Origin of the sequence: Lentilactobacillus laojiaonis (assembly GCF_020616595.1) — a bacterium.
GTDB lineage: Bacteria > Bacillota > Bacilli > Lactobacillales > Lactobacillaceae > Lentilactobacillus > Lentilactobacillus laojiaonis.
Genome location: NZ_CP085278.1, coordinates 1,014,836 through 1,026,967, shown reverse-complemented (window position 1 = coordinate 1,026,967; position 12,132 = coordinate 1,014,836). Strand labels below are relative to the sequence as shown.

Below are 12,132 nucleotides of genomic sequence, written 5' to 3'. Positions count from 1 at the left end.
AAGTAAGGTTGTTAAATACAAAAACAATATAACATTGAAAAAATAATATTTCAAGCGCTTTCATTAAAAAACATTAATTATAGGTATATAAATAAAAAATAATAAAAGCGCTTGCAAAAAATATTTTTGTGGCTTATACTCATATTCGTAAGTTGGTTGTTAATACAAACTAATGTTTATGGGAGGATTTATTATTATGAGTGATTTATGGAAAGGTATATCAAAAATTGAATATGTTGGAAATTCTGATGTTAATTCTGGATTAGGATTTCATTACTATAATCCAGAAGAAGTAATTGCTGGTAAAAAGATGAAAGATTGGTTACGTTACTCAGTTGCTTATTGGCATACTTTTGACCAACGTCTTGTTGATCCATTTGGGGATGGAACTGCACAACGACCATATGATAAAATAACTGATCCAATGGATTTAGCATTAGCAAAAGTTGACTATGCTTTTGAATTTTATCAAAAACTAGGGGTTCAATTCTTTGCATTCCACGATCGTGATCTTGCACCTGAAGGAAATACTTTGCGTGAGACTAACGCAAATCTACAAAAAGTCGTTGATAAAATTGTTAAAAATCAAAAAGATACTGGAATGAAAGTTCTTTGGAATACATCAAGCTTATTTACAAATCCAAGATTTGTTTCTGGTGGTGCCAGTGCTCCATTTGCTGACATATTTGCATATTCAGCTGCACAAATTAAAAATAGTTTGGATATCGCTAAACAAGTTGGTTCTGAAAATTATGTATTCTGGGGTGGTAGAGAAGGATATGAATCACTTTGGAATACGGATATGAAGAGAGAACAAGAACATCTTGCTAAATTCTTCCATATGGCTAAAGATTATGCTAATAAGATTGGCTATGAAGGACAAATGTTATTAGAACCAAAACCTAAAGAACCAACTACTCACCAATACGACTTTGATGCCGCTACAACAATTGAATTCATGAAAGAGTATGATTTAGATAAAGACTTTAAGCTTAATCTTGAAGGAAACCATGCTAATTTAGCAGGTCATACTTACCAACACGAAGTACGAGTTGCTCGAGATGCTGGCTTACTTGGTTCATTAGATGCTAACCAAGGAGATAAGTTAATTGGTTGGGATATTGATGAATATCCTTCAAACTTATATGAAACTACTGCTGTAATGTATGAAGTGTTAGAAAACGGAAGTATTGGACCTAAAGGTGGTTTAAACTTTGATTCTAAACCAAGAAGAACTTCATTTGAACCAGAAGACTTATTCTACGGACATATTGTTGGTATGGATAGCTTTGCAGCTGGTTTAAGAGTTGCTGATAAGCTTCAACAAGATGGATACTTAAAAGATATCGTTTCAAAACGTTATTCATCATGGGATGAAGGAATTGGTGCTTCAATTGAAGCAGGTAAAGAAGATTTTAATAGTTTAAATGAATATATTATTGATACTCCACAATCAGAATTAATTTCTGCTACTCATTCAGACCATTTGGAACAAATAAAAGATACAATTAACCATTATATTGTTAATACTTTAGGTAATAACTAAAAATTATTAATCAATAAAAGTGATTGGTTCATTAAATGGGCTAATCACTTTTTTATTAAGGAGAATGACAATGAATAAATATGCTTTAGGGATTGATTTGGGAACCAGTTCTGTAAAAGTTTCTGCAGTTAATCCTGATGGAAAAATTATTGCACAAGAAAGTTTCAGTTATGATCTAAAGCAACCTCATCCAGGTTATGCTGAACAAAATCCAGATGACTGGGTATACGGAACGACCTCTGCAATTGTTAAGTTGATTTTAAATGATAATATCCAACCAGATGAAATTGAAGGAATTAGCTTTTCTGGCCAAATGCATGGGTTAGTTTTATTGGACGAGGCTGGAAAGGTTTTAAGACCAGCAATTTTATGGAACGATACTAGAACAACTAAGCAATGTAAAGAAATTATGGATGCTATGGGAAAAAGGTTTATAGATATTACTCATAACGTTCCTTTAGAAGGATTTACGTTACCTAAGCTTTTATGGGTAAAGGAAAATGAACCTGAAATTTTTTCTAAAGCTAAAACTATGCTATTACCCAAAGATTATCTAAGATATAAAATGACGGGAATTTTAGCAATGGATTATTCAGATGCTACGGGAACCGTTATGTTAGATATTGAAAAAAATACTTGGAGTAAAGAAATACTTGATAAATTTGAAATTCCCATTTCTTTATGTCCAAAACTAGTCAAATCAATTGATTTTACAGGAAATATTACTCCCAGCTATGCAGAATTTTCAGGACTAACTACCACAACTAAGACTTTTGCTGGTGGAGCAGATAATGCTTGTGGAGCAGTTGGTGCCGGAATAGATTCTTCTAATAAAGTTTTATCAAGTATCGGTACTTCTGGAGTAGTTTTAAAATTTGAAGATAGCTCTAGTACAAATTATGATGGAGTTCTTCAATTTGAAGAACATGCTGTTCCAGATGCTTATTATAGTATGGGAGTGACATTAGCCGCTGGTTTCTCATTAAGTTGGTTTAAAAAAACGTTTGCTAACGATGAAGATTTTACTGATTTTGTTAATAGTGCAACACAATCAACTATAGGAGCTAATGGGTTAATGTTTTCACCATATATCGTTGGTGAGAGAGCACCATATGCGGATGCAAACATTCGCGGGAGTTTTGTAGGGATTGATGGAATTCATCAAAAACCAGATTTTGTAAGAGCAGTTTTAGAAGGTATTACATTTTCATTCGAAGACATTATGGAAATTTATCGTAAAAATGGAGCTAAATTTGATACCGTAGTCTCTATTGGTGGTGGAGCCAAAAGTGAAGTATGGCAACAAATTCAGGCTGATATTTTTAATACTAAAGTGGTTTCTTTAAAAAATGAGCAGGGACCAGGTATGGGGGCTGCCATGCTAGCTGCGGTTGGCTTAGGTTGGTTTAAAGACATTCATGAGTGTACTGATAAATTTGTTGAATATAAAAATGTGTTTGTTCCTAATCCAGAAAATGTTAAAAAATACCAACAGTTGCATGGTATATATGCCAAAATATATGAACAGACTAAAGAAATTAGTCACGAACTAATTGATTTTAGAAAAGAACAGATTTAGATGATTTATTGAGTGGTATATATTATAATTAATATGCCGTTTTAGCTCAGAAGGTAGAGTATTTCCATGGTAAGGAAAAGGTCCCGGGTTCAAATCCCGGAAACGGCTTATTAATTATTAAATAAAAAGTACAGTATAATTTAAATATACTGTACTTTTTGTTTGGGGGAATTTTATTATGCAAATAAATTATGATGTAGTAATTATTGGTGGTGGAGTTGCAGGAACCACTTTAGCTGACCAATTAGCAGCTAATAAGCTAAAAATAGCAGTTATTGAAAATGATTTATGGGGTGGGACTTGTCCAAATCGAGGCTGTGATCCTAAATCCATCTTAATTGCAGGAGTTTCAACCGTAACCAATTTTAATAATATGGAAAATAACGGGGTTAGTGGCCAAGCCAAAATCGATTGGCCCAGTTTAATGGAACATAAAAGAAATTATACCAATCAGATTCCTAATCGGACCGAGCAGGGACTTCTTCAGTCAGGAATTACTACTTACCATAATGCGGGTCATTTTATTGATGCTAATAGTTTTTTAATTGGTGATGATATATTAATGGCAGATAGATTTGTAATTGCTACTGGACAACGTCCCCGAACTTCAAAAATTGTCGGTCAAGAGTATTTATTAAATAGCAATGGATTTTTAGATTTAGATGAACTACCCAATGATATTACGTTCATTGGGGGAGGTTATTTGGGCTTTGAACTAGCTGCCATTGCTAACGCAGCCGGAGCAAAAGTTCATTTGATTCACCATAACGATCGTCCGCTAAAAGAATATGATCCGGAAATGGTAGATAATTTAATTAAGTGCTATAGAAATAGTGGAATTGAGATTATCCTGGATACTGACATTACTCAAGCAGCTAAAAAAAATAATCAATATGTTTTAACTGGTCAAGATTTTTCTTTAACGACTGACTTAGTTTTTGCTACATTAGGTAGAGTTCCTAATATTGAAAATTTAGGTTTGCAACAAGCTAATGTTAATTATGATAACAGAGGCGTTATAGTTAATGATTCTTTACAAACCACTAATCCAAAAGTATATGCTGCCGGAGATGTGATATCACGAAACTTGCCTAAATTAACACCAGTTGCCACTTATGATGGCGACTACTTAAGTAAATTGTTTATGGATAACAATGAACCAATTAAATATCCTACTATTCCAACAATTATATTTGGGAAACCAGCTTTGGCACAAGTTGGGCGAGTATCCACTAACGCCGATGATTCTAAAATAGAATGTGTAGAAAACGATATGACTAATTGGCTTAGTTATAAACGAATGCATACAAAATTTGCTAAAGCTAAAATATATGTTGAAAAATCAACTCAAGAAGTTGTCGGAGCTACTATAATTAGTGACCAAGCCGATTACCTAATAAATATATTTACAATAATGATTAATAATCACGCTACAGTTACTGAAATCGATAAGTATATTTTTACCTATCCGACGCTAGCCAGTGATATAAAATATTTAATTTAAATAAAAATGCTTAGGAAATTTCCTAAGCATTTTTGATTTGGACATCATTACGAGTTGTATGACTCATTTGCCAAAATTTAGTTTCGTATAGTGAACTAGTTCTAAAAATTTTCATATATTTATGTTTTTCGGCATTAGTTAAATTAGTGCAAAGTTGATCAGTAAATTTAATCCACTTATCGCAATCATTTTGATATTCTAAGTTAGCGTAATCACTGATTAGCTGATAAAAAATACTATCTTTATTAAGCTTAGGGTCTTTAATCACCTGATTAAAAATATAGTTATAACTAAGCATGCAAGGTAAACTAGCCATCATACATTCAATTGCGCCGGAACCGGTTTTAGCCATGGATAGCATATAATCGACATACGCTTGATTATCGGGACGTAGGGGTAGTGACTGAATTGCTTGATCAGTCAACTTAAAGTATTTTAAATACTGCCGTCTAGTTGAATTTTCATTTTCATTAACAAAAGCTAATAGTGAGTAATACTGACTAATTTCTTCCATACTATGGGCATGTAAAATTCCCCATGCAAAAATTTTAGAGTACTCTCTTAAATATAAACTATCGTCAATAATATAATCTCTAAATTTAGTTTCATCTAAAGATCCGTTAGTTAATTCCTGAATGAACGGAGTTTGTAGGGATGTTTGCCATAGCGGCAAACTATCAGTAACGCATTCGTTAACAAATGACATAATCAGGCTCCTAATCTATATATTTACTACTAAGGTCAAACAAGTGATTCATAGGACCACTACCTTGTCCTAAGTTCAGCATGGCGTTTAAGGCGCCAGAAATGTAATCTTTAGCATTGGCAACGGCAGTTACTAGATCTTGTCCTTTAGCTAAGTTAGCTGCAATGGCTGAAGATAAAGTACATCCGGTACCATGAGTATTAGAATTATTAATTCGTTTACCATTAAACCAAGTTAAAGTTCCATCTTTTACCAACAAATCATTAGCATCGTTTAAATCATGACCACCCTTTAATAAAACGGCACTGTGGTAATTATTACTGATTTTAGTGGCGGCAATTTCCATATCTTCTACGGTATTAATCGACATCTCAGCTAATAATTCACCTTCCGGAATATTCGGAGTTAAAACAGTAGCTAATGGAATTAAGTGCTCTTTTAAAGTATTGATTGCATCGTCTTTAAGTAATTTATCACCCGAAGTGGAGATCATTACGGGATCAATAACAATGTTTTTAGCTTGATATTGTTTTAATTTTTCTTCAATAACTAAAATTAATTCTTTTGAAGAGACCATTCCGATTTTTACAGCATCGGGATAAATATCGGTAAAGATAGCATCAATTTCTTTGCTTAAAAAAGCTGGTGAAGCATCAAAAATATCAAAAACTCCAGTAGTATTTTGAGCGGTTAATGAAGTAATGGCACTAGTGGCGAACACTCCATTTGCTGTCATAGTTTTAATATCGGCTTGAATACCGGCACCTCCACTTGAGTCACTACCGGCGATTGTTAGAGCTGTTTTCATAAAATTATCTCCTTTAAGTTAAATGGTTTAGTTACGTTAATTACTTTAAAACCTGCCTTCATGGCAGTTTTAATTGGTAAATTAGTATCTTCAAAAACTAGTGTGTTTTGAGGAATACTAGCGATTTTTTGAGCAGCAGTTAAATAGATTAAGGCTGACCGTTTACTAGTATGTAAATCATCTGTGGTTAAGATGACTTTAAAATAATTAAAAATTCCTAAGCGTTTTAGAGCCATAGCTACTAATTTATAATCGTTGTTAGTGGCAATAGCTAAGGGAATTTTATAATTAGCTAGAATTTTTAGATTTTTCAAAATTCCAGGCATTAAAGTTGCTTCATATTGATAAAAGTTAGTAATTAAACGTAAAATATCGATTTTAATTTGATTGATCGGGTCTTTAATCTGATAATGATCTTTTAAATATTGACTACTTTCTAAAATAGTAAAGTCTTCGAGGATGACGTTTAAATTTTTTTCGGGAGTTATATTTTTTTGTAATAGGTAACGAGAACCTAAATTTTCCCAAAGTTCTAGAGAATTTAAAATGGTCCCATCGACGTCAAAAATAGCACCGGTAATCATTAAATAATTTCCTCGACTTGCTGTTTTAATTTCATAGTGGCCGTTTGAATATCTGATTGTGCAAAAATAGCACTGATAACTGAAATTCCTTGGATTCCAGTGCCTTTTAGTTGTCCAAGGTTTTGATCAGTTATACCACCAATAGCTACAACCGGGATAGTTACAGTATGACAAATTTTATTTAATTCATTTAAGCTGACCATTTCGGCATCTTTTTTGGAATTGGTAGTAAAAATGGCTCCCACGCCTAAATAGTCTGCACCCCCTTTTTGGGCAGCTAAAGCTTCTTGGATAGTGTGAGCTGATACGCCAATGATTTTATGAGGACCAAGTATATCGCGAGCGATTTGCAATTGAGTATCTGATTGACCGATATGAACACCAGCCGCATCAACTTGTTTAGCAATTTGAACGTTATCATTAATAATTAAAGGAACATGATAGCTATCACAAAGGGTTTTAATTTGTTGGGCTTCTGCTAAAAATTGATCATCTGGTAAGTCTTTTTCTCTTAACTGTAAGCAAGTAATACCACCAGCGAGTGCCTCCTTGATTTGGTCTATGAAAGTTTGTTTACCAACCCAGTGTCGATCGGTCACGGCGTATAAAGTTAGGTAATTATTTAAAGAGTTCATATTGGGCCTCGTTTTCTAATTTTTCGGGTGATAAAGTATAAATTTCATCAAATAAATAGTTTTTAAAAGTTAGATTGCCTTGATCAGGTTGTAATTTTAAAGCTGCTTTTTTTCCAGCGACTCCCATGGCACATACGGAAGCTACACAAGCAGCTAAAGGATCTGAATTTGCCCCTAGAAAGGCCCCAGTCATGGCACTTAACATACAACCAGTACCAGAAAGTTGACTCATCATTGGATCGCCATTTTTAATTAAATAAGTGGATGATTGATTAGTTACGATATCGATACGACCACTAATGATTATAATGGCGTGAGTGCTTTGGGCTAGGTTTCTAGCAAATTGAATGGTTTGCGGTAAATTTTCAGTAGTAATTTGGTCGCTTGAATCTACGCCATAGCTATTAAAATGTTGCGCGGCCAAGGCTTTAATTTCTGATAAATTGCCTTTAATCGCTGTAAAATTAATTTCATTAAGTAATTTTTTAACGGCATCTAGTCGGTAGGTAGAGGCTCCAATTCCTACCGGATCTAAAATGATCGGGCACTGATTTAGATTGGCTGACTTTCCAGCGACTAGCATCGCCTCTAGAGTCCTTTCATTAATCGTTCCTATATTTATATTTAGTGCTGAAGCCATTTTAGAAATTTCAGCCACTTCTTGAATTTCATCTGCCATGATCGGTGAACCACCACAGGCAATAACAATATTGGCACAATCATTAGCGGTTACATAATTAGTGATGCTATGGACCAAGGGAACTTGATTTTTAAGATTAGTTAACTGATTAGCTAACATATTAATTCCTCCTAAATAAAAAAGTACAAAATACCAGCGCAGTATTTTGTACTCAATTTATGAGAATCTTATCCTACGTTGGCATTATCCAAATCAGGTTTATGGGTCAAAGGTCACACCTTTTTCTCAGCAAGTTTACAAGCTCCCCGTTGTTTATTTATTTGAGTTAATCGTACACTAACTTAATTTAAATGGCAATTAAAATTAGTAAACGACTAATTAATCTTTCGAGTGATTATTAAGTTATTTAAAGTTTCTGAGTGTCTAGTTATTAAAGGACTGACTTCATTAATGCTAATCATTGTAAGTTGATGCATTGCGCGAGTCATGATGGTATATAAGGTTCCTAGTAAGTCGTCGGTAGGATAGTTTTGTTTGGAAACATCCCAAGCAATAACTGAGTCAAATTCTAACCCCTTAGCTAAATAAATTGGCAATATGACTACTCCTTTAGGTAATGTTCGATCGGCATCTTTTAAAAGAGTCGCTTGAGTTTGTCGATGAATTCGATTATAAATTAGTTCAGCTTCTGTCATATTTTTAGTTAAGATGGCAATATTTTCATTATGATCAGCTTGCTTATCAATCGTTTCTAGTAAGCTTTTAAATCCTTGATCGAGGTTAGATGTAATCAATAGTTCAGGTTGCACTCCCTGGCGATTAAACGCTTCAATCTCATTATTTTTTGGCAAAATCGATTTAACGAAAGTAGTGATTTGATAAGTTGAGCGATATGATTTCAGTAATTTAATTAATTTAGAATGTTTGGAATCAATAGCTTGGTCTAATCTAGTTAGCAAACTTTCAGGAGCTTCCACGGCTTTAAATAATGCTTGCTCACTATCACCTAGTAACGTCCATTTGGTTTCTGGAAAAGCGTATTTAAGATACTTTAATTGAGCGATTGAATAATCTTGCATTTCATCAATAAATAAATATTTCATGGAAACATTTTTACCATCATCTAAACAATAATCTCGTAAATACATAAAGGGTGCGACATCTTCTAAGTCCATTTGATGAAATTCTACCTGTTGATTAAAGTGTTCAATAGTTAGTTGCCATTGTTTGGGATCAATGGCTGCTGGTAGGGAATAATGATTTAAAAAATGATTGTATTGGATGTAAGGATCAAAGAAATTACCATTAAAAATAGCATCATAAACTTGTCTAAGTCGTTCGGTAACTAATATTTTAGCGATGTAGTGTCGTTCCACTTCCTCGTCTTGAAACTCACCTAATTCTTTATCCATGACGAGATCGTGGTAACGCTCTTCGGACAATTGATCGATTTCTTCGTTAACCCAATCAGCTTTAGTTTCTAGTTCAATGCGGTGTTTGAGGATTTTTATTAAAGCATTTTTGGTTTGTAAGAAGCGATCATAAATTTTTAAATTGCGAGGTTGTTTTTCAAAAGTAGTCCGAATTTCTTCTTTAGAGAAAAATACTCGGCCATTAAAGTAGATATCCACAAAAGCTAGTTCAGAGGCTTCAAGCTGATTACAGTAAGTAATCAAGTTATCGATAAATTGACCACTTTCTTTTAAGTCACGGATGTTTGGATTAAAATCATTATTCTGACGATCATTTTCATAACGATCGAATAAACTTTGAACATGGACACCCTGTAAGCGATTGGCCATAAATTCATTGAAAGTTACTTGTCGCATATTACGTTCACCTAAACTAGGCAAGACTTCCGAGATATAATGACTAAATAATTTATTTGGTGAAAATAAAATAATTTGATCTGCTTCTAAAGTATCTCGGCTATGATAAAGCAAAAATGCAATTCGTTGTAAGATGGCGGAAGTTTTTCCTGAACCGGCAACTCCTTGTACTACTAGCAAATCATGATAAGTGTCGCGAATAATATCGTTTTGCTCACTTTGAATGGTGGCGACGATATTTTGCATATACTCATCATTTTGATTACTTAAGGCATCCTGTAACATTTCATCACCAATGGTCTCATTGGTATCAAACATATTTTTAATTTGTCCATCAATAATTTTAAATTGGCGTTTTTTCTTTAATTCGGTTTTTTGTGCTCCATTGGGAGTCTGATAACTGGCTTTACCTAAAACCCCATTATAGTAAATACTCGAAATAGGTGCTCGCCAATCATAAATTAAAAACTCACCAGAATCATCTACAAAAGAAGCGGTTCCGATGTAGAGTTGTTCTTCATCTAATTCGCCTTCATCTTGAATATCAATTCTACCAAAATAAGGTGACGGCTTAAGGGTATTATAGGTACCCAGTTGTCGTTTGATGATATTTTCATTTTCAGATAGTCGAGTAACCAAGTTACGTTGCTGTTGAAGTTCAGCACTAGTTTCCATACGGTCATCAACTTCAAAGTAGTTAACGGATGTATTGTTTGAATAATCTTTTTGAACCTTGGTAATTTCTTGGTGAGCTTTATTAAATTCTTCTTGAGTTGCTAAAATTTTACGGCTGATTTTAGCAGTTACTTCATCAACTCGAGCTTGTTCATTTTTAAGTTCTGAATTTTCCAAAACAATCCCCCTAATTAGTCGAAATAATTTTAAATGCTTTGACAATTTTAGTTGCTAAAACGCGGACTGTCAACTAAAATGAGACTTTGACATTTAGGCTATTTCTAGGTAAAATTATGGTGTAAATAAGTAATTAAGTAGGAATACAACAGAGAGATCGATTTAACTGAAATTCGATTGGAATTCCGAAATGGGTAAATTATGTATGGGTGACGCCTTATTGTCTAAAGCGATGATTTTATTATCATAATTTAGGTGGTACCGCGTTGAAGCGTCCTATTGTTATTTAACAATAGGACGCTTTTTTTAAAAGGAGGAATTAATATGGAAAAGAAAATTATTTTAACGGGTGATCGTCCAACTGGTAAGTTGCATATTGGCCACTATGTTGGATCACTTAAAAACCGAGTAGAATTACAAAATTCTGGTGACTACGAAACTTTTATTATGATTGCTGACATGCAAGCTTTAACTGATAATGCTCGTGATCCAGAAAAAATCCGTAAGAGTTTAACTGAAGTAGCGTTAGATTACTTAGCAGTTGGGATTGATCCAGCTAAGTCTACAATTTTTGTTCAATCACAAATTCCTGCCCTAAGTGAACTAACTCAACATTATTCTAACCTAGTGTCAATTTCACGATTAAGACGTAATCCAACCGTTAAAAATGAAATTAATCAAAAAGATTTTGGTCAAAGTATTCCGGTGGGATTTGCAACTTATCCAATTAGCCAAGCTGCTGATATTACAGCTTTTAAAGCTAACGTTGTCCCTGTAGGTGATGATCAAGAACCAATGCTCGAACAAACTCGAGAAATTGTTCGTTCATTCAACAATATCTATAAGCAAGATATTTTAGTAGAACCAACTGGATATTTCCCACCTAAAGGTCAAGGAAGAATTCCGGGTCTAGATGGAAATGCTAAAATGAGTAAATCATTAAACAATGCAATCTATCTTTCTGATGATGAAGATACTTTACAAAAAAAGGTTATGTCAATGTATACTGATCCTGATCATATCCATGTGGAAGATCCTGGTAAAGTAGAAGGCAATACCGTATTTACCTATTTAGATATTTTTGATCCGGATAAGGCTAAAGTTCAAGAGCTAAAAGATCAATACCGCCAAGGTGGTTTAGGTGACGTTAAAATTAAGCGTTATTTAAATGAAGTTTTACAAGCCGAATTAAAACCTATTCGTGATCGTCGTAATGAATATGCTAAAGATATCCCCGCTATCTATGATATGTTGAGAAAAGGTAGTGACTATGCAAATACTATTGCTAACCAAACTTTAAAAGAAGTTCGCGATGCAATTGGAATTAATTATTTTGATTAATAAAAAGGCCTAACTAGTTTGAGTTAGGCCTTTTTTAGGTTTAAAAAATATTTGCTTGTTAGTAGGATTCTTAATATAATTGTAATGTTAATAACTGTAATAAATATG

Annotated in this window: 10 protein-coding genes, 1 tRNA gene and 1 riboswitch; of the genes, 5 read left to right on the top strand and 6 right to left on the bottom strand. The window is 33.6% G+C overall.

What is annotated here, in order from left to right; genetic code table 11:
* Nucleotides 1–196: 196 nt before the first annotated feature.
* The 4 genes from xylA (at nt 197) to LHL71_RS05340 (ending at nt 4,629) form a co-directional block, all read left to right on the top strand.
* Nucleotides 197–1,546, top strand: a complete 1,350-nt coding sequence (gene xylA, locus LHL71_RS05355; RefSeq protein ID WP_227360778.1) for a xylose isomerase — start codon at nt 197–199, stop codon at nt 1,544–1,546.
* 70 nt (nt 1,547–1,616) lie between these two features.
* Nucleotides 1,617–3,125 carry a xylulokinase gene (gene xylB / locus LHL71_RS05350; RefSeq protein ID WP_227360777.1) on the top strand — a complete coding sequence of 503 codons (1,509 nt, stop codon included), beginning with the start codon at nt 1,617–1,619 and terminating at the stop codon, nt 3,123–3,125.
* 35 nt (nt 3,126–3,160) lie between these two features.
* Nucleotides 3,161–3,233 (top strand) — tRNA-Thr (locus tag LHL71_RS05345).
* A gap of 70 nt (nt 3,234–3,303) precedes the next feature.
* A complete protein-coding gene (locus LHL71_RS05340; protein ID WP_227360776.1) occupies nt 3,304–4,629 on the top strand; it encodes a dihydrolipoyl dehydrogenase family protein in 1,326 nt (441 codons plus the stop codon).
* A gap of 22 nt (nt 4,630–4,651) precedes the next feature.
* Here LHL71_RS05340 and LHL71_RS05335 read toward each other — a convergent pair whose 3' ends face one another.
* The 6 genes from LHL71_RS05335 to helD all read right to left on the bottom strand — a co-directional run bounded on the left by LHL71_RS05335 (nt 4,652) and on the right by helD (nt 10,683).
* Nucleotides 4,652–5,335: a thiaminase II/PqqC family protein gene (locus LHL71_RS05335; protein ID WP_227360775.1), complete on the bottom strand. Its 684-nt coding sequence runs from the start codon at nt 5,333–5,335 to the stop codon at nt 4,652–4,654.
* Between the two features lie 10 nt (nt 5,336–5,345).
* The gene (gene thiD, locus LHL71_RS05330) at nt 5,346–6,143 is read right to left on the bottom strand and encodes a bifunctional hydroxymethylpyrimidine kinase/phosphomethylpyrimidine kinase (protein WP_227360774.1); all 798 of its coding nucleotides are present in this window, start codon (nt 6,141–6,143) and stop codon (nt 5,346–5,348) included.
* Nucleotides 6,140–6,727: an HAD family hydrolase gene (locus LHL71_RS05325; RefSeq protein WP_227360773.1), complete on the bottom strand. Its 588-nt coding sequence runs from the start codon at nt 6,725–6,727 to the stop codon at nt 6,140–6,142. The genes thiD and LHL71_RS05325 overlap by 4 nt, the downstream gene beginning before the upstream one ends.
* Nucleotides 6,727–7,362 carry a thiamine phosphate synthase gene (gene thiE, locus LHL71_RS05320; protein ID WP_227360772.1) on the bottom strand — a complete coding sequence of 212 codons (636 nt, stop codon included), beginning with the start codon at nt 7,360–7,362 and terminating at the stop codon, nt 6,727–6,729. Before thiE ends, LHL71_RS05325 begins: the two co-directional genes overlap by 1 nt.
* Nucleotides 7,346–8,161, bottom strand: coding sequence for a hydroxyethylthiazole kinase (gene thiM / locus LHL71_RS05315; protein WP_227360771.1), 816 nt, complete (start codon nt 8,159–8,161; stop codon nt 7,346–7,348). Before thiM ends, thiE begins: the two co-directional genes overlap by 17 nt.
* 53 nt (nt 8,162–8,214) lie before the next feature.
* A riboswitch (TPP riboswitch) is annotated at nt 8,215–8,320 on the bottom strand.
* A gap of 56 nt (nt 8,321–8,376) precedes the next feature.
* Entirely contained in the window at nt 8,377–10,683 is a 2,307-nt protein-coding gene (gene helD, locus LHL71_RS05310; protein WP_227360770.1) for an RNA polymerase recycling motor HelD, read from the bottom strand.
* A gap of 324 nt (nt 10,684–11,007) precedes the next feature.
* Here helD and trpS point away from each other — a divergent pair, with 324 nt between their 5' ends.
* On the top strand, nt 11,008–12,024 hold the full coding sequence (gene trpS, locus LHL71_RS05305; protein WP_227360769.1) for a tryptophan--tRNA ligase: 1,017 nt from the start codon (nt 11,008–11,010) through the stop codon (nt 12,022–12,024).
* Nucleotides 12,025–12,132: the final 108 nt, after the last annotated feature.